This is a genomic window from Rickettsia peacockii str. Rustic (assembly GCF_000021525.1).
Classification (GTDB): Bacteria; Pseudomonadota; Alphaproteobacteria; order Rickettsiales; family Rickettsiaceae; genus Rickettsia; species Rickettsia rickettsii.
In genome coordinates this window covers 1,054,278-1,073,589 of record NC_012730.1, presented here as the reverse complement: position 1 = coordinate 1,073,589, position 19,312 = coordinate 1,054,278, and the positions used below count along the sequence as shown (strand labels likewise).

Below are 19,312 nucleotides of genomic sequence, written 5' to 3'. Positions count from 1 at the left end.
TATTTAATATATTATTATGGTTAAGAGAACTAATAATGCCCCGATAAAACCTACTATATTTGCTATTATAATAGGTGTATTTTTTATTAATATGCCGTATATAAGCCAACTACAAAGAGCAATAGCACTTATAGTAAAGGTGGGCATAGACACAGAAGCCGAAGATTGACAGGTGAAAATCTTATGAGCCTGTACATAGAACATAAAATTGCCGATTGTACCGACAATCGTCATATATTTTTCGTAAAATGTCATTTTTGGAGACATATATTTATTTTTAAAAAGTGGTCTATGTCATTCCTGCGTAGGCGGGAATCCATTAAAATCATATAAAAACTTGTTTTTATATGGTTATTTTATCAAATTATGTAACTCCTATATCAATATTAAAGCTATTTTTTTGGACTCCCGCCTACGCGGGAATGACATACGGCATCCTAAGATAGCAACATTCCACATTGACTATCCCTTAAAACTCGCAATTACCGGTATATGATCTGAAGGTTTTTCTTGAGTCCTTAAATTATAATCCATATAGCAATTTTCTAAATAGTCAATAGTATTATTACAACCAAGAATCATATCAATCCTCATACCTTTATTTTGTTCAAAACATCCGGCTCTATAATCCCACCATGAAAATTCTTGTTTACTCGGATGCATTAATCTGTATAAATCCTCAAATCCGGAATTTAGAATAGTGCGTAATTTTTTTTGTTCAACCTCAGTAAAACAAGTAGTTTCAGCCAGTAGCTTAGGTGAATATACGTCTATATCGAACGGTGCAATATTGAAATCACCGCCTATGATAGTTTTTTCGTCAAAAGATTTTTTAGTTGATAGATAATTGATAAAATTATCATAAAATGCTAGTTTTGCTACAAATTTATCGCTACCGACAAATGAACCGTTAGGAGCATAGAGCGAGATTATATTACAAAACCCTATAGGTAATGATAATTTTATTTCTAAGAATCTTGCTTGATCACTGCAGTAATTATTCGGAAAATCCTTAATTATTTCATCGGCTGGAAATTTTGAAATTATAGCAACGCCGTTATATGATTTTTGTCCGTGAACATAAGAATTATAAGGTAGATCGGATAATGCATCAAAAGGAAATTTTGCGGTTTCGCATTTTATTTCTTGCAATAATAAAATATCCGGATTTTCTTTAGATAAAAAATTACGCAATAAATTAAGTCTTGTTTTTATGGAATTAATATTCCAAGTAGCTATTTTCATGTTTGTTTTGCTATATCTTCTAATTTTGTATTACGGAATCGCCACTCAAGAAAACCAAAATGATAAACTAAGAGACTAGTAATAAATGCTCTGGCAATTACTATACTCATTGAATGTTTTATTGTATGATAATTTGGATTACTACTGTACATATCTAATAATATGCTAAAAGCTATACCCCATAAATACAGTGATTGCAATACTAACTCCTCTTGGTGTCCTCTTAATTGAATTTTCTTTCATAATAAAATCTCGTAATATTGTATCGCAATTAGCTGTAATGAAAGCAAAAAACGGTCTCCAAAAACTTAGAGGCTCAATTTTGTGAATAATAACCATTGCAACTCCTCTCAGTAGTATAAGTAGCTCCTGCTGTCATGTCGGCATTGCCGCTTTGAATATCTAACTTGATACCAGCTATCTTGATTGTACTCAATATTGATACCTATTATTTTTGCAGCAATAGCGTTCATTAATTCTATATCCATACCGGAAACGGTAGTATGACCGTTTGAAGAAGCAATTAAGTATTGATAAGGCTCATTTACATACCATGCATTTATCAAAGTTTTTTTATCAGCTGTCCCTTCGCATTCTAAAATTGCTTGTTGTTCGTTCGTGCCTATGCTTAAAGCATACAAATTTTTAGAAATGAGAAGTATAAAACCAAAGCCTTTAAGCACGAACTACTTTAATTTCACCGTCAGAAAATTTAATATTAAAAATTTTTTCATTCGCAGCAGTAATTTTAGAAGATAAAAAATTACCCGTTTCTCCTTTAACTATAGCAAAACCTCGTTTTAATACGTTGTGATAATCAAGGCTTGCAAGTAACGTACTATTTAATTCTAATTTATACTCAAAGTTTTTCAAAGTATTATTTGCCGATTTTGATAGATAAGCTGTTTGATGTGTTAATTCTAATGTTTTGTAATTGATTATTTTAGCAGGGTTAACTCTTTCTTTAGAAAAAGATTTTATCTTTGTTTCTTGTAGTTCAATAAAGCACGGTAAAGCATCTAGTAAATTAAAACCGGTTTCGTCCAGTAATTGCTGCCTATTATTTATATAGTGAGAGAGATATCTGTGTATTTTATTGTAATTTACTATATTTTGTTCGTGATATTTAATTAACCGGCTAGTATTATTCAATAATATTGTTTCATAAGATTGTAGCGTATTATTTAAAATAGAGCGTACCGGTACAGCAAATTCTGCGGCAGCAGTCGGTGTTGGAGCTCTTTTATCGGCTGCTAAATCTATTAAAGTATAATCCACTTCATGACCTACTGCGGAAATAATAGGAATTTTTGAGTTATAAGCAGCACGTACTAATATCTCATCGTTAAATGACCAAAGATCTTCTATAGAACCGCCACCTCTAGCAACGATTATAACACGTGGTTTATTTACCTCTTCTAAATTGTTAAATCCTTCAATTGCTTCAGCAATTTCATTGCCAGAATTTTCGCCTTGTACGCTAACCGGCCATATTATTATCCGAGTCGGAAAACGTTCGCGAATACGATGAATAATATCTTTAATAACAGCACCGGTTATTGAAGTGATAACGCCTATTTTATCAGGTAAAAAGGGTATAGGAATACGTATTTTATTAAATAAGCCTTCTTTCTCGAGCCTTGCTTTACGCTCATTTAGAATTTGCAGCATAGCTCCAAGTCCTGTGGGTTGCAAATTATCTACCGATAATTGATAACGTGAATTACCTGCATAACTTGAGAGTTTACCGCTAATTACTACTTCCATGCCGTCATTTAAAGGAAATTTGATTTTAGCAAGAATAGGACGCCAGCAAGTACAGGCTAAAATGGCGGTATTTTCTTTTAAGTTAAAATAAGCATGACCTGAGTTTGCTATTTTTAAGCCTGAAATTTCGCCTTTTACCTTAATATAGCCAAAATTATTTTCTAATAGCTCTTTGATTTTATTAGAAATCTCACTAACTGAAAACTCTTTGGTTGCTTGATGCGCAATGAAATTGTCTAGCATTTTATTAGTACTTGGTGTTTTGCGCTGAGGGTAACACATTATTCGTCATTACGAGGAGAAACTATAAGTTTTGACGAAGCAATCTCAGGAGTTTATCCTACTTCATGAGATGGCCACGTCGATGCTATGCATCTCCTCGCAATGATGATTATCATCTCCATAGAATAACCTTGTACTACAAAAGAGCAAGCAAAATTTTTTATTATTTGATATATTGCTAATAGCTTGCTATTATTTTTTACTATTAAAATATATTTATTACATATAAATGCTACTGCGAATAATATGTTTGCTTATTATCATAATATTTTCTTGGGTAAGTTTTGCCGCTCTTTCTAAGAATGGTCAAAATATTAAAATAAGCAATATTATAGCTGACTTCGTAGAGTATAATGAAAATCAGGATTTGATATATGCTAAAGGTAATATAAGAATTATCACGGATGAGTATTTATTAACGGCAGATAATTTACTTTATGATATAGAAAACGATATTTTATGGGCAGAAGGTAATATCCGAATTAAGGATAAACAAAATCGGATAATAGAGGGAGACAAAGCGGTTTTAAAAGATGAATTTAAGAAAGGTATCATATCGGAATTCATTTTGCTTTCCGGTGATAATAATCTTTTAATTGCTAAACTTGCCGAAAGAATAGATGAAAATAATCTTAAGCTGCACCATGCCGAGTTTACCCCTTGTGATGTTACTTGTAATAGAAACCCTATTTGGCAAATTGCTGCTAAGGATACTTATATTCATTCCGCAGAGCATAGAGTAGTTTATAAAAACGTGTTTTTTGAAGTATACGGTGTACCGATTTGTTACTTACCGTATTTTTTCCATCCGACTCATACGGCCCCTGCAACTTCTGGATTATTGGTACCTGACGTCAAAAATAAAGGGTTTGGCATCCCCCTATATCTACGTGCAAAACCTAATATCGATTTTACTCTCACTCCAAGAATTTTTAGTAAATATCAAACTTATGAGCTAGAAGCACGTTATCGCCTGAATGATACCGATAATATGAATTTTCAAGTTATTTACGGTAAATTACCGTATTTTCTAGAAAAAGATGGAAGTGTAGTGAAAAATAAAAAAGTTTCTTCTTATCATTATATAGCAAGCGGTAATTTTATTAGTACCGATAAAGTTTATGATTACGGTTTCAGGGTGGAGCGTACATCGGATAAAGCTTATTTAAAAAATTATTATAATAACTACGCTTCATATTTAACTTCTAAAATATTCTTAAATAAAATTCATGAGGTTGATTATTTTTCGGCGGAAGGATTAAGTTTTCAAGGCTTAGGTAGTAATGATCGTAAATATACCGATCCTCTAGTATTACCAAAAATCAATACAAAAAACGTGATAAATTTGAATGATAATGACAACAGCCATATCGTTGTTGAAAATAATACGTTAATGTACAAAGAAAGAATAGGAAAACAAGTTGCTAGAACCTCTTTGCAACTATCCTTTATGCATAATGTGCTGACTGCTTCAGGACAAATTTTTGATTTTGCTGCTAAAGATAGAGGCGATTTTTATCTTGCTAGGCGGGCTTATGTAGATAAGCCGAGAGAAAGTAAATCATTTCAAAGGAATATACCGGAATTGCAAACTTTATGGCGTTATCCGTTAGTAGGCAATATAACAAAAACGATAAATTTACTTATTGAGCCGGTAGTTTCTTTTACTATGGGACGTAAACTATCTAAGAAAGATAAAAAATTTGTTATAATTGATCCTGCTAAATATGAATTATCCGAAAAAAATATCTTTTTATCCAACTGTTATAGCGGTATTGATTGCCATGATTTCGGTAATAGATTAAGTTACGGCTTAAATACTAGTATTGCTAAAGAAGAAAATTATTTAAAATTATTTTTAGGACACTCCCGTAATACAAGATATAGTATAAATTTGCCAGCTGATGATAAGGAAAATGTAGGGCAGATACTAGGTAATCTTTCTAATAATTTAGAAGTGTTTTATAGCTTTCGGAAAGATAGATATTTCAGACCTATTAGGGATGAAGTGGGAGGAAATTTTAACTATGATAAGATTAACTTTCTAGGTAGTTTTATTCAGCTTACCAATCTTAACAAATATTATTCCGTAGAAAGTATAAAGGTTTCAAATAATAGAGTACGACAATTTTATGGAGACATAAATTATCAGCTAGCGGAAAATTGGACTATAGGCTTTGGTGCACGCATTGATCTCTCTAGACGATCTCCAAATTTACTTACGCGAACTATTAGGATGACATATGCTAAAGATTGTGTTAGAATTACTGCAAAGATTTATTCCGATTATCTAGTCGATGGAAGTAGAGGAATCAAAAAGACTACCTCTTCGCCGACTATTTCTATCGGTTTAAAAGTTTTAAACATGTGAGTATACTCGTTTTATTTGAAAAATTGGCTATGTCGTCTTATAAGTTCTGCGGTGCTCACGTACTAAATGTACGCTCCGCTCCTTGACTTATAGACTCCTTGCTCTTTTCCAAATAAAACTGCGTCTACTTACTGGTCACTTATTCAGAGTATCACATGAGAAAATTATTATTAATCATTACCGTTTTTTTTACTTTTAATGTAGCACAAGCATCATTACCGAATATAGTAGCATCCGTAAATGATGAACCTATTACTCTTAATGAGTTCCGTGCTAGAAAAAAAATGATTATGGCACTAAATAATGTTGAAAGTCTAACGCCTGCTCAAGATAAGCAGCTAAGTGACTTAGTACTTAAGAGCTTAATTGACGAATCTTTGCTTTTTCAATATGCAGGAGATAGAGAAATTCCGCAAGAAGAGATAGAGAACGCTATTAAGTCTATTGAAGATCGTAATAAAATGCCTCACGGTTCTCTTCTTCAGTATCTAAAAAGCAGATCGGTTAATCCTGATAGTTTTATTTCCCAAATTAAATCCGAGTTGATTAAAATGAATATTTTATCAAGTCTATCAAGATCGGTACAAGTAAGTAATAAAGAAATAGATGTTGCAATTTTATCTAGCGATCAAAAAGACGTAGAAATTTCAATGCAAGTATTTACATCTAAAGATGGTGGCAATAAAGCGTTTACGCAGATGAATAATTTGAAAAATCGACTAAAAAAGTGTGCGGATGTTAAAAAATCGCTTTATGATAATTTTGCTACTATGCAAATTATTACCGATAAGCTTAGCAAGATAGAAGGCGTAAAACAAACTATTGTAAAGGACTTAACTCCTGATAAAGCAAGTAATGTTTTTGAAGTAAATAACAAATTTGAAATAACATTAGTGTGCAGCAAAAAAATCTTAAATGTTAATGAAGATGAAAATAATTATGTAGTAAATTTCCTAACCAATAAAAAGATTTCGCAAAAAGCACAAAAAATGTTTGAAAATATGCGTAAGAAAGCAGCTATAAAAATAATGCTGCCGTCTTAGTGTGTGTTATTCTATGTCATTCCCGCGTAGGCGGGAATCCAGAAAAATAACCTTGATTATTAATTCAGAATTATATTTGATAAAAACAAACATATAAAAACAAGTTTTTATATGTTTTACTGGATTCCCGCTTTCACGGGAATGACATACCCTATGCTCCCTTCAATTGCAAAACACGCAGCTTTACATCAAGTTAATCCTCTTAAAAAGCACGGACAAAATTTTATTTTTGACAGTAGTCTATGTGATAAAATCGTACGTGCAAGTAACCTGGCAGAAAATAGCCGAGTATTAGAAATAGGGCCCGGCACAGGAGGGTTAACTAGGTCAATATTGCAGAAAAATCCTGAATCCTTAACTGTTATAGAAACAGATGAGAGATGCCTCCCGCTCCTTAATGAGATTAAAGAATATTATCCTAATCTAAATATTATTAAACAAGATGCTCTTAAAATAAATTTAACCGATTTAAGCTGTGATATAGTCAATTCAGTTGGATTTGCATACAAGAAGCGAGAAGCGAAGCCTATAACTAATAGGAGAGCGAACGATATAGGCGAGTCTAAAGCAATTGACTATAAAGTAACTATAATCTCTAATTTACCGTACCATATAGGTACTGAGTTAGTGATTAGATGGCTGAAAGAAGCACGGCTAATTACTAGTATGACGCTAATGTTACAAAAGGAAGTAGTAGAACGTATTTGTGCTATACCCTCAACTAAAGCATATGGCAGGTTATCGGTAATATGTCAGTTAATAGCTAAAGTGGAAAAGTGCTTTGACGTAGCGCCAACTGCTTTCTATCCACCTCCTAAAGTATATTCTGCGATAGTTAAACTAATACCTTTAGAAAATCCGCTGTCTATTGCTCTGATAAATAAAGTTGAGCAAATAACAAAGCTTGCTTTTGCAGGACGACGGAAAATGATCAAATCATCACTGAAAAATCTTGTACCTAATATACATGAAGTATTAACTCAGTTGAAAATCAATGATAATTATCGCGCTGAAAATCTTGCCCCTCAAGATTATTTGAGAATTGCTGAAATATTATAGCTTGCATCATTCAGCTTTATCTAACTTTTTTGCTTCTGCTTCTTGCTGTAGTTTATATTCTGCTGCTTTTTCATCTATATAGTTAAAAAAGAAATAACAGAAAGTTAAAAAACTAGTCAAAACTATGCATTTTGAGCTTTTAATTTCTTTTCTTCCTCTTCATCAATATAAGACTCAGAGGTTAAAATTTCTTCTTTATATTTTAACTCTTTAAAATTAGCGTATATATTAATTGATAGAGTTTAATTATCATGTGAGAGAAGTATATTTAATAAATCTATCTTACTCAAAAATACGGCTTTTTCTATTTACTAGGTAAATACAATTTAGTTCTTGAGTCTTATAATAAAGCAATTGAACTTGATCCTACAATTTAATTAAAGTGTATGTATTATTAAGTAAAAAACGCTGCAAAGCTTTTACTTATTGCCTTTTCACTCTATTCTGTTTGCTAGATTTCTGTAGTCTAAAATAAGCGAAGCAGTGATGCTATTCGTCTATTGTAATTTGCTTGATTTCGACAATTGTCTTATACAAATGTTCAGCCAAAGTAAACATATTAAATAGCATTGGCTTGGTGGTTAGTTTTTTGTGGCAATCTCTAAATCAGTTTCACTCATTAATATCTAGTTGCGATGTGAATTAATACATTAGGGTCACAGCTACGCATTAATTTCGGTTATCGCTACAGGTTTCCTTGATATCAACAGCCTCAAGTGCCTATAAGATATTTAAAAGTTCCAGCGTGAGCGAAAAAAGACGTTTAGTAAATTTAATATTTGGGAACTTAATATTGAAACCTGAAAAGCTTGATTTTATGCTGCGTTCGCTGTTTGATACATTGGTGAATTTGCCTAAAAATGGCGGAATGGTACCCGCGGCCGGACTTGAACCGGCAAGAGCTTACGCTCCACGGATTTTAAGTCCGTTATGTCTACCATTCCATCACGCGGGCAGCTGTGGATATTAAGGTTGCATTTGCTAAGTGGACAGATTAATAAAAAAAATACGAAAAAGCAAGTACTTTTATCGTTAATATATTAGTCTGATATGAAAAAGTTATTAAACACATTTAAAATCGTTGGTTTACTCATTAATTTATTAGATAATTAACTTAAATAGTGACAAAGTAGTAATAATATGATAGATTAGTTTCAGGAAGTAATACTTTCTCTTGCATGTTATTGACATGTTTATTGACAAATGCCGCAAGGTAAGGTAGTTTTGCATAATGAATTTTTATCAGCTCTTATATTTAAGTAAGGCTTAAAGTAAAATTTAAGTTTTAGTTATTATAAGCGTGTGTTAAGTTCAAATAAGTAATTTCTATCTAATAAAGGTTTTTATGGCTACAAATATAGTAGGTAAAGTTAAGTGGTATAATTCTACAAAGAATTTTGGATTTATTGAACAGGACAATGGCGGCAAAGATGTGTTTGTACACAAATCAGCTGTAGACGCAGCAGGTTTACATAGCCTTGAAGAAGGACAAGATGTAATTTTTGATCTTGAAGAAAAGCAAGGAAAAGCCTATGCTGTTAACCTCAGAATTAAATAAATTTATAATACCAAAAGCAGCTATCCAAAATTGTTTATAATTTAGGGTAGCCTAGTCATCTTTATCAAAATAGTAAATATTTTGTTTTTGTCTTATAATAACCTATATAATTTAAGTATAATAAATTATTTTTACTAAAGGGCATGAAAATGCCCTAAATCTAATAATATTATTCTGGCTTGAATAAGATTCTAAAATAGTTTCATTATTCATTATCGTTTTATATATTTAGTGGGTGTTTTGTAATCTAGCTTAAGCATATTTTTTGATTCAGGATAATTATATAAGTCGTTATTTTAATTTACTATAACTTATTTTTTATACAATAGACCTATTGCATAACTTATCTTATAAAGGGAATAAGAACTGCTACTCTACGCAGCGTACATAGTTAAGTATGTAAGGATAGAGAGCAGCGTCGATGTCTCATATATCTTTAAGAAATGAGTTATGTTAAGAGGTCTAATCAATAATGTGCATATTTTGATTTAAAACTATATTGGATTATATAATGAAAAATTTTAATTTATCTGAAGAATTAATTATTGTTCTCGAGACAATGAATATAACTGAGCCGACTGAAATACAAAAGCAATCGATTCCGGTTGCAATGGCGGGATCGGACATACTCGCTTCTAGCCAAACAGGTTCAGGCAAAACTCTTGCTTATTTATTGCCGTTAATTGATTCATTTATTAAAAATAAAACTACTGCTTTAATTCTTGTTCCGACTAGAGAATTAGCAACGCAAATACACAGTACTTTAAATAAAGTAACTACATCCTATAAAATTAATAGTGCAGTTTTGATAGGCGGTGCACCGATGCCTAAACAATTTATGCAATTAAAAAAGAATCCAAAAGTGATTATCGGTACGCCGGGGCGTATTATCGATCACTTAAATAGGGGAAGTCTAAAAATTGATCGTATAGGCATAACCGTACTTGACGAAATGGATAGAATGCTTGATATGGGGATGAAAGAACAATTAGAAGAAATCAATAAATTTTTACCGGAAAAAAGACAAGTTTTAATGTTTTCCGCTACTATGCCAAAACATATTATTGCTGTTTCTCAAAAATATCTAAACAATCCGGTACGTATTACGGTAGGTGCTACTAATAAAGCAGCTGCAGAAATAAAACAGGAATCAATGCATGTTTCTGATAAAGAAAAATTTAGTGCATTAACTAAACAACTTGGTAATAGGGAAGGATCGGTCATTATTTTTGTGAAGACTAAACGCTCTGCCGATCAATTAGCTAAAATGTTGAAATATGAAAATCATACAGCAGAAGCTATACACGGTGATTTAAGTCAGCGTCAACGTGAAAGAGTAATTTTATCATTTCGTAAGTCAAACCATAGAATAATGGTAGCAACTGATGTAGCGGCTCGTGGGCTTGATATTCCTCATACACAGCATGTTATTAATTATGATTTACCTATGTGTCCTGAAGATTATTTACATAGGATAGGTAGAACGGGTAGAGCAGGGGCTACCGGACATGCGTTGTCTTTTATTTCTCCTGATGATGTTATTAGATGGCGTGCAATCGATCGTTTAGTAAATAAAGGAGAATCTACGCCACGTAGTGAGTTTAGAAGTGATAAAAATAATCGTAAAAGATCATTCGGTAAAAGAGCCGGCGGTGACGGTACAAAGTTTCATGCTTTTGATAGTAGCCGTAAAAGAACCTGTGATGGTAACAGCTACGGTAATAAAAGAAAGAAAGTATCGTAGTTTAGGTTTACGTCATTTATATCATTGCGAGGAAATTACGTAAGTAATTGACGAAGCAATCTCAAGAGTTTATTATCATTTCATGAGATTGTCACGTAGCCTTATGGCTGCTCGCAATGACGATTAGATATCCATGCGGGCGATGCCTTTGCAGGCATGACAACCGTATATTTTAAAGGAGGATAAATTCATAAGTTTAAATTTTTCACGATTTCAATATATATCTAATATTTTCTTTATATTAATAATTTCTTTTCCTGGAGGTTTAATTTATTTACTTACCGGTTCAACTCTTTCTTTTTGGCTTCGAGAATCCGGTTTTGATAAAATCACTATCGGGCTTTTTAGTTTAGTGAATTTTATTCATATATTTAAATTTTTATGGGGTCCTTTGCTTGAAAAAGTAAGTTTTGCTCCTTTAAGTAAGCGGGGATATAAATATTGTTTAATTATTGCTTTGGTTAGTTGTATTTTTTGTGTATATATTCTAACAAATTTTAACCCTAACACTCATTTTATACCATTTGCTTTATGCTTAGTAGCTGTGGCATTTTTTTCGTCCATTTATGATATGTTACTTCAATCATCACAGATGTTACTGATTACAAATAAAAATTGGGGCATAAGTGAGGCAGCTTGTACTACAGGCTTTAGAATAGGTATACTTATAGCAGGTTCAGGAGCGTTATATTTATCTACTATCATATCCTGGCAAGATGTTTATCGTGCTATGGCAATTTTATGTATACCGTCATTACTATTAATTATAAGCTATCCGCTTAAATTTAAAGATAAGATAATTATTAATGATTTTGATAGATTTTGGCATGCTTTTTATGATTTTGTCAAGAAACCTAAATGGCTAATAATTGTTAGTTTTATGCTTCTATATCGTCTTCAAGATAATTTGCTGTCAATTATGCCGAATATGTTTTATCTTGATATTGGGTATACGAAGAAAGATTTAGCTCTTGGATATAAAGCTTTCGGTATGTGTGCTACAATCCTTGGAGGTTTTATAGGTGGGTTTTTGTGCCGAAAATATGAATATTCTTATTTGCTTAAAAGAGCATTAATATATCATGCTTTATCTAGCCTATCTTTTTTATTTCTCTATTTTTATAATCGAGATATTATAAGTTTGTATATAGCGGTCTTCTTTCAAGAATTTACCAAGGGCTTAACTATGTCGCCGTTTTTTTCTTACCAATTAAGATGCTGTAGTTCTAAATATTGTATAACCCAAATTGCTTTAATTACTTCTATTGCTTATATTAGTACCATATTGTTTGGTAGTATTTCAGGCTATGCAGCTACTTATTTAGGCTGGACTTATTTCTTTATTGTAGCAGGATTTTGTTTTATACCGGCTTATATATTAATTAGATATTTGCCGCCTTATGTTATTTCTAGCTAAAGCGGGAATCTAGCAAAATATTTATAATTGTCATTGCGAGGAGGCGTTGTTGTGTGGATCAATTTCACCTCTGTCATCCCGTGGCTTGACACCGAGTGCTTTACCGGTCCCTGCAACAATGCCTTGCGAGGAGCGTAGCGACGTGGCAATCTCTCTTAAATTGCATGAGATTGCTTAGTCGGCATAAATGCCTTCTCGCAATGACGTGGATAGGTAGTATTGGATTCCTGCTGCCGCAGGAATGACATACTTTTGAGCGCCATGTAAAAATGCCTAAATACAAATATATTGTAAAAGTAGTACTATCAATTTATAATAATCAACAAATTTATTAGTGTGCTTTAATTATGTTTATTCAAACTGAAGATACTCCAAATCCGGATGCAATAACATTTTTCCCAGGGCAGGAAATAAGTAGTGATCAGCCGGTATTTTTTAGTGAGCTTGCTGAAGTAAAAGGAAGAAGCAAACTTGCAGAATCATTATTTTATATTAATAATGTAAAATCGGTGTTTTTCGGTAGTGATTTTATAACAGTAACTAAACAAGCTGAAGGTAATTGGCAAGTTATAAAGCCTGAAATTTTAATGGTTATTATGGATCATTTTGTTTCAGGCTTGCCTGTATTTGAAGAAAACACCAAAGCAGATAATGTAAATCATAACCTTGATGGGCTTTCGGAAATAGAGAAGCAAATCGTAGAGATTATTGAAACTAGGGTGCGTCCATCTGTTGCACAAGACGGCGGCGACATAATATATAAAGGCTTTGAAAACGGTGTAGTTAAATTAGCACTTCGTGGTGCATGCCTTGGATGTCCTAGTTCCACCATCACCTTAAAAAACGGCATTGAGTCCATGCTTAAACATTTTGTACCGGAAGTGCAAGAAGTTGAAGCTGTAGAGGAAGATTTTGAGTAATTTAGTATGCTAACTGTGTTAGTCTTCGTCATTGCAAGAAGAAACTGCAAGTTTCGACGAAGCAATCTAGTAAAAATTTCTGATTTACAGAATTTTTGGTTATTTTTTCTGGATTGCCAGGCAGTCTACGACTGCTCGCGATGACGTTAAATGTCATATAGTATATTAAATTTTTTTGAAGAATAGTTATGTCCTATTCTTCCTTTGCAGAATTGATTGTATCATTTTGATGCCAAATAACGTAGTGTAGTTCAACATCTTTTGGAGCATATACTACGATAGGTAGTTTGCTATTATAGCTTAAAAATGTTTCATCGCCTAAAAATACACTAACCGGTTGTATGGTTGCTTTTACGTTTGGGCATGCTATCATTGTACTAGCAGGGTGATCGCTAACTTGATCGATTATATAATAATTATATCCCCATCCTTCTAAAGTTTTTGTTTCCAGCTTACCACCAAACCCAACACGATTACAATCTTGCATTGCATTTTTTGTTGCTTGCAATTCTACTTTTAGCTTTTCTTCATTGGACTCTGTAGGTAAATGAATTACATAACACTTTTGATTTTCAAGTGGTGTAGGATAGGGTGCAATATCTTTTAACCGCTTATCGGTAATAAATCAGTATTTAAAAAACATGATATAAGAAATAGTATAATTTTATTTGGCATATGATTATTTTTTTAATTAGAATCCATTATCTCGCCTAGAGGAATTATATAAGAAGCATTTATTTTACCATTGGCTTATAATATCAGTACTAAAGCCTTCACTATAGTCAACATCACCATTTTCGTTTATTTTTGTACTTAAAAATAATATAGAATTTTCAAATTTATTTTCTTTTAATATAGGCTGATTATTTAAACTAAAAACTTTCATGGCAAGCCTTTCATTATTAGGTAATCTAAAATATATTTCTGATCCGTTATTGGATTCAAAAAAATTACATTTATTATAAGCACCTAATAATAATAAATTATTTAATATATCTATGGTAACTTGTTCTTCAAGGTTTATAATCTTAGGAAATAATATGTAATTATTGTGATTATTTTGTATATTTGAAATAAGAATACTTTGAGAGTTATATTGTTGTTTTTCCAAATATATTTTTGCAAAATTATTTTGTTTTAATTCTGTAAAGGTTAGTTCAGCCTTATATTTTTGTTTGTCACTAGAAAAGTTAGGTAGCGTTTCTATTAAATGAAAATCAAGGGAGGTTGCGCTAAATCTTGTATTCAACATATTATTTTGATTTAATTCGGTAAAATCTAATTCGGCATAGTATGTTGCTCAGTCAATGTCTAAACTATATACAGGCTTATCTTCCAATATCTCTTCAAATAAATCTTCCCATAGCTCGTGTAACTCTAAAAATTTTGAACATGTTTTTTAGTTTTACAAACATCAATTTGATTTGCAAAGCTTTTTGCTATAAAAAACTTTAAATCTTTTTGATCCGATAAAGATAAATCATGAATGTGACATTTAAATGTTTTATCTACATAATTTATTAGTGATGCAGTATCTGCAGGAAAATTTTTAGTTATTTCTAATAATTCTTTTTTTATGCTGTTCTGAAATTATATTCATTTTCTAATCTAATCCCGTTTCTTTCTTAAAAAAGCCGGTATGTCATGAATATCAGACTCTTTATTATCTTGATCTAGAGTACTAACAACAACGTTTTTGCGTTCTAAAGTTTGATTATTTGAAGCACGCAGAGAACCCCATATTTTTCCTAAAAATGATGGTTTGGGTGAGTCATCTTCAGATTTGTTGAAAGTATTGGCATGTAACCCTAGCTCTTTTTCATTTCCGATAAAATTTTGATTTATTGGAGAGTCGGTAATTTCAATATTTTTGGTACTGTAGCTGTTAAAATCAGGCATTTCTTCTATTTGTGTAGGTTGTGCTATAGCTTTATTATAAGTTTCCTCAGGAACTATATTGGTAGTTTCAGCTATTGCGGGTTTATATGTCGGTACTTTATCGGCATCAATACCGGTAGCAACAACTGATACTCTGATCATTCCTTTTAATTCCGGATTAAATGTTGAACCGAAAATAATATTAGCATCAAGGTTGTCTACTTCTTCTCTAATTCTATTAGCAGCGTTGTCAACTTCAAATAAGGTCATGTCGGAACCGCCGGTAATATTGATTAATACACCTCTTGCACCGCACATTGAGCTATGATCTAGCAGTGGATTTGAAATTGCAGATTCTGCCGCTTTAATAGCTCTATCTTCGCCACTAGCTTCACCTGTACCCATCATTGCTTTACCCATTTCACTCATTACTGCTTTAATATCGGCAAAATCAAGATTAATAAGTCCCGGCATAATCATTAAATCCGTTACTCCTCTAACGCCTGCATGTAATACGTCATCTGCCATTTTGAAAGCATCGGCAAACGTCGTTTGTTCATTAGCAATACGGAATAGATTTTGGTTCGGTATTACAATTAAAGTATCAACGAATTGCTGTAATTCAATAAGTCCTTTATCTGCAGTTTTCATACGATGACCGCCTTCAAAATGGAAAGGTTTAGTTACTACCCCAACCGTAAGGATGCCTAGTTCTTTAGCAATGCGTGCAATAACCGGTGCAGAACCGGTACCTGTACCACCGCCCATACCTGCCGTAATAAATACCATATTGCTATTTTCTAGGTAATTACGAATTTCGCTTTCTGATTCTTGAGCAGCAAGTGCTCCAACCTCAGGAGAAGCTCCTGCCCCAAGACCTCTAGTCGTAGAAACACCGAGTTGTATTTTGTTAGTGCATAAAGAATGTTCAAGCGATTGTGCATCAGTATTAGCTACTACAAAATTAGCACCTTGCAGATTAGCACTAATCATATTATTTACTGCATTACTACCTGCACCCCCAACGCCAAAAACTGTAATGGTCGGTTTTAATACTATATTTTCAGGAGCTTTGATATTTAAAACCATGATACTCTTTTATTTTATATAATTAATGTTTAAGTATAATAAAAGATTTAGAAATTTCCATAAACTTTTTATGAAAAATATGGATTATTGTATTTTATAGTGAATTAGCTTGAATTAGGGATGATTTATAAGAAATATTTTATTTTTTTAAGAACATATCTCATACCGTAAATGGATTAGTATTAACGGTATTCGCTATGCCCTTAAAAAAATAAAATATTTCTTATAAATCATCCCTAATTCAAGCTAATTCACTATAAAATAGTGGAATGCCGTTATTATGACATGCTTTGATTAATGCTTTATCGTTAGTGGCCATAGGAACTTCATGCAGGGCAGTTAATAAATAAGTTGTATCATATATAGTAAGATTGTTGGCTCTTGCAGTTTAATTTCATGTATGGAAAAATTTAAATTTGATATATTAAGGGGGAGAGAGTTTAAAAAATCTATAATTTTAATAACCTCTACTGATTTTATTCTAGCACGTTTTTCTGCTATTAATATTACATTAGTTACTTCAAGTCTCCAAAGAGGCGGTACTATCACTCTAAACTTATAACAATAATCTAATGTAAAATCTGAATATTTATCACGTTCATCATAAAAGAACCATGAGACAGTTATGGAGCAATCGGCTATAAACGGTTTAGAATTCACCATTTTCTACCTTCATCTCTAAGCTCTTTAATAGTATAAGGAGCTCTAATGTTTTGCCTTTGCGGAATTCTCTTATTTGCTTTACTATATTATCCATTTTAGGTTTTTGAGTTATAATTTTTGCAACCGGCGTATTATGCTTACAAATGGTAATTTGCTCTCCGTCTTGTACACGCTGTATTAGATCAGAACAATGAGTTTTTGCTTCGAGTAGGTTAATTTGATTAGATAAATTTTGTTTCACATAGGTAATATAATAATAGACTAATTTAATATTATCCTATTTATAAGATTTTATACAGTAATATTAATAGTTTAAATTAATATCTTTGTATAAAACCTAAGATTGACTAACCATTTTTTTAGGTACTACTATTTTATCAAATTTTGCTTCCGATAGAAGATTGAGTTTTTTAGCTGCTTCTTTTAAAGTGATTCCGTGCTTATGTGCTTCTTTAGCAATTTTTGCAGCATTATCATAGCCTATATGCGGATTAAGAGCTGTAACAAGCATTAGAGATTTATCACGTAAATCATTAATGTGTGCTATATTGGGTTCTAATCCTTTAACACAGTGAGTAACAAAGCTATTTACGCTATCGGATAACAGCTCTATAGATTGTAGGATATTGTATATTATTACGGGTTTAAATACGTTAAGTTCAAGATGTCCGTTTGAGCCGGCAATAGTAACCGTAACATGATTTCCCATCACCTGACTGCACACCATTGTTAAAGCTTCGACTTGTGTAGGGTTTACTTTACCGGGCATAATAGAAGAACCAGGTTCATTTTCAGGTAAATGTAGCTCACCAAGACCGCATCTTGGACCGGAGCCGAGCAGTCTTATATCATTTGCTATTTTCATTAAGCTAACTGCTATAGTATTAAGAGTTCCTGAAAATTCTACTAGTGCGTCGTGAGCAGCTAGACTTTCAAATTTATTAGGAGCCGTCTTAAAGGGTTGTTTAGTAAACTCTGCCACTTTCTCGGCAAATTTTATATCAAAGCCTATTTTTGAGTTAATACCTGTACCGACTGCTGTGCCTCCTTGGGCAAGTAGATAAACTTTTTGTAGTGCATTTTCTATGCGTTCTAAAGCATACTCTATTTGTGTAATATATCCGGAGAATTCCTGTTTAAGAGTTAAAGGAGTTGCATCCTGCAAGTGGGTACGTCCTATTTTTATGATTTTGTCCCAATCTTTTGACTTATCCTGCAAAGAGGTCAGTATATTATTCAAAGCTGGTATCAGTTGCTGTTTAGTTGCAAGTACGGTTGCTATATGCATAGCGGTTGGAAAAGAGTCGTTGGATGATTGTCCTTTATTAACATGATCGTTAGGATGTACCGGAGATTTGCCGCCTTTCTTGCCTGTTAATTCTTCGTTGGCAATAGAGGCAATAACCTCGTTCATATTCATGTTTGTTTGCGTTCCTGAACCTGTTTGCCAAACTACTAAAGGAAAATTATCCTCAAATTCGCCTTCTAAGATTCTATCCGTGGCTTTATCTATACTTATAGCGATTTTAGCTTCTAAATCACCAAACTCATGATTAACCTGTGCTGCACATTTTTTTAAAATAGCAAGAGCACGAATTAAAATTTCAGGCATTTTTTGCTTGCCTATTTTAAAATTTTCTAAAGATCTTTGAGTTTGAGCCCCCCAATAAAATTTTTCTTCTATTTGAATTTCTCCAAAAGAATCACTTTCGGTTCTGTAATTTTTCATAAATTGTTAAATGTTATATAATTATCTATTTTTTTCATAAAATGATCACTTACTGCATTCAAGTCTAATTGCTGGGCTAATTTAGCAAAGCTATAATATAATTTGTCTGTTAAAGAAGCTTTTTTTAGATTCTTAGCAATAAATATTAATGTGCTTTCTATCATAAGATTACGATTAAAACTATAAAATTTTTGCCAATGTTCGTTATATTTAGGTTCAGAAGATGCTATATAATCGGAATATATAGGTTTAGTAATTACTGCTTTACCTTGATATATATCAAATATAATATCATTAATTAATCTTTCATTCTTGAGGTTATTGATCACTTTATCAAAAAAATTGTTTAATATAGCTGTTGTTATCTCTTTTTCTGTAAGTGCATTTATAAATATGTCTAATTGTTTTTCAAAACTCTCGATAATTTGTTCATTTGGTTCCCTTTTCATGACTTGTCTCTCAAATTAATTGATATAATAAAAGTTTATGACTTTAATTTTAGTAGACTAAATATTTATATCGAAGTAAATAAAAAACAATATTTGAT

Annotated in this window: 18 protein-coding genes, 1 tRNA gene and 2 pseudogenes; 7 read left to right on the top strand and 14 right to left on the bottom strand. The window is 32.1% G+C overall.

Features of this window, described 5'->3' with window-relative positions; translation table 11 throughout:
- Positions 1–3: 3 nt before the first annotated feature.
- The 6 genes and pseudogenes from RPR_RS06425 to RPR_RS09800 form a co-directional block, all read right to left on the bottom strand.
- A complete protein-coding gene (locus RPR_RS06425; protein ID WP_012736965.1) occupies positions 4–267 on the bottom strand; it encodes a SemiSWEET family sugar transporter in 264 nt (87 codons plus the stop codon).
- Between the two features lie 195 nt (positions 268–462).
- On the bottom strand, positions 463–1,245 hold the full coding sequence (gene xth, locus RPR_RS06420; protein ID WP_012736964.1) for an exodeoxyribonuclease III: 783 nt from the start codon (positions 1,243–1,245) through the stop codon (positions 463–465).
- Positions 1,246–1,410: 165 nt separating this feature from the next.
- Positions 1,411–1,584, bottom strand: a complete 174-nt coding sequence (locus RPR_RS09240) for a hypothetical protein (RefSeq protein ID WP_016830906.1) — start codon at positions 1,582–1,584, stop codon at positions 1,411–1,413.
- 11 nt (positions 1,585–1,595) lie between these two features.
- Entirely contained in the window at positions 1,596–1,928 is a 333-nt protein-coding gene (locus RPR_RS06415; RefSeq protein ID WP_228368832.1) for a hypothetical protein, read from the bottom strand.
- A complete protein-coding gene (xseA, locus tag RPR_RS06410; protein WP_085065744.1) occupies positions 1,921–3,255 on the bottom strand; it encodes an exodeoxyribonuclease VII large subunit in 1,335 nt (444 codons plus the stop codon). Before xseA ends, RPR_RS06415 begins: the two co-directional genes overlap by 8 nt.
- A 92-nt stretch (positions 3,256–3,347) precedes the next feature.
- Positions 3,348–3,558, bottom strand: a pseudogene (locus tag RPR_RS09800) (hypothetical protein).
- Between RPR_RS09800 and RPR_RS06400 the strand changes: the two are divergent.
- The 3 genes from RPR_RS06400 to rsmA all read left to right on the top strand — a co-directional run bounded on the left by RPR_RS06400 (position 3,524) and on the right by rsmA (position 7,767).
- Positions 3,524–5,665, top strand: coding sequence for an LPS-assembly protein LptD (locus RPR_RS06400; protein WP_085065743.1), 2,142 nt, complete (start codon positions 3,524–3,526; stop codon positions 5,663–5,665). The pseudogene RPR_RS09800 and the gene RPR_RS06400 sit on opposite strands and share 35 nt — an antisense overlap.
- Positions 5,666–5,820: 155 nt before the next feature.
- Complete coding sequence (locus tag RPR_RS06395; RefSeq protein WP_012736961.1) at positions 5,821–6,708, top strand: SurA N-terminal domain-containing protein; 888 nt, start codon at positions 5,821–5,823, stop codon at positions 6,706–6,708.
- Positions 6,709–6,861: 153 nt separating this feature from the next.
- Positions 6,862–7,767, top strand: coding sequence for a 16S rRNA (adenine(1518)-N(6)/adenine(1519)-N(6))-dimethyltransferase RsmA (rsmA, locus tag RPR_RS06390; protein ID WP_012736960.1), 906 nt, complete (start codon positions 6,862–6,864; stop codon positions 7,765–7,767).
- An 869-nt stretch (positions 7,768–8,636) separates the two neighbouring features.
- Here the strand turns inward: rsmA and RPR_RS06385 are convergent.
- Positions 8,637–8,722: transfer RNA gene (locus tag RPR_RS06385), tRNA-Leu, on the bottom strand.
- Positions 8,723–9,112: 390 nt separating this feature from the next.
- On the opposite strand from RPR_RS06385, the gene RPR_RS06375 reads away from it, so the two are divergent.
- The 4 genes from RPR_RS06375 (at position 9,113) to RPR_RS06360 (ending at position 13,406) form a co-directional block, all read left to right on the top strand.
- Positions 9,113–9,325, top strand: coding sequence for a cold-shock protein (locus RPR_RS06375; RefSeq protein WP_004997759.1), 213 nt, complete (start codon positions 9,113–9,115; stop codon positions 9,323–9,325).
- A gap of 511 nt (positions 9,326–9,836) precedes the next feature.
- On the top strand, positions 9,837–11,069 hold the full coding sequence (locus RPR_RS06370) for a DEAD/DEAH box helicase (protein WP_012736959.1): 1,233 nt from the start codon (positions 9,837–9,839) through the stop codon (positions 11,067–11,069).
- 190 nt (positions 11,070–11,259) lie between these two features.
- Positions 11,260–12,486, top strand: coding sequence for an MFS transporter (locus RPR_RS06365; RefSeq protein WP_085065741.1), 1,227 nt, complete (start codon positions 11,260–11,262; stop codon positions 12,484–12,486).
- 347 nt (positions 12,487–12,833) lie between these two features.
- Positions 12,834–13,406 (top strand): NifU family protein, encoded by a 573-nt coding sequence (locus RPR_RS06360; protein WP_012736957.1) that lies wholly within the window; start codon positions 12,834–12,836, stop codon positions 13,404–13,406.
- Positions 13,407–13,599: 193 nt separating this feature from the next.
- On the opposite strand, the gene RPR_RS06355 is transcribed toward RPR_RS06360, so the two are convergent.
- From RPR_RS06355 to RPR_RS06315, 7 genes and pseudogenes are all read right to left on the bottom strand, one after another.
- Complete coding sequence (locus RPR_RS06355) at positions 13,600–13,959, bottom strand: ecotin family protein (protein WP_266105342.1); 360 nt, start codon at positions 13,957–13,959, stop codon at positions 13,600–13,602.
- A gap of 186 nt (positions 13,960–14,145) precedes the next feature.
- The gene (locus RPR_RS06350; protein WP_012736955.1) at positions 14,146–14,658 is read right to left on the bottom strand and encodes a hypothetical protein; all 513 of its coding nucleotides are present in this window, start codon (positions 14,656–14,658) and stop codon (positions 14,146–14,148) included.
- 356 nt (positions 14,659–15,014) lie between these two features.
- Positions 15,015–16,373: a cell division protein FtsZ gene (ftsZ, locus tag RPR_RS06340; protein WP_012736954.1), complete on the bottom strand. Its 1,359-nt coding sequence runs from the start codon at positions 16,371–16,373 to the stop codon at positions 15,015–15,017.
- Positions 16,374–16,712: 339 nt separating this feature from the next.
- On the bottom strand, positions 16,713–17,036 hold the full coding sequence (locus RPR_RS06330; RefSeq protein ID WP_012736953.1) for a type II toxin-antitoxin system VapC family toxin: 324 nt from the start codon (positions 17,034–17,036) through the stop codon (positions 16,713–16,715).
- Positions 17,030–17,277, bottom strand: a pseudogene (locus RPR_RS06325) (type II toxin-antitoxin system Phd/YefM family antitoxin). Before RPR_RS06325 ends, RPR_RS06330 begins: the two are co-directional and overlap by 7 nt.
- Before the next feature lie 96 nt (positions 17,278–17,373).
- Positions 17,374–18,765, bottom strand: coding sequence for a class II fumarate hydratase (gene fumC, locus RPR_RS06320; RefSeq protein WP_012736951.1), 1,392 nt, complete (start codon positions 18,763–18,765; stop codon positions 17,374–17,376).
- Positions 18,762–19,214 (bottom strand): hypothetical protein, encoded by a 453-nt coding sequence (locus RPR_RS06315; protein WP_012736950.1) that lies wholly within the window; start codon positions 19,212–19,214, stop codon positions 18,762–18,764. Before RPR_RS06315 ends, fumC begins: the two co-directional genes overlap by 4 nt.
- Positions 19,215–19,312: the final 98 nt, after the last annotated feature.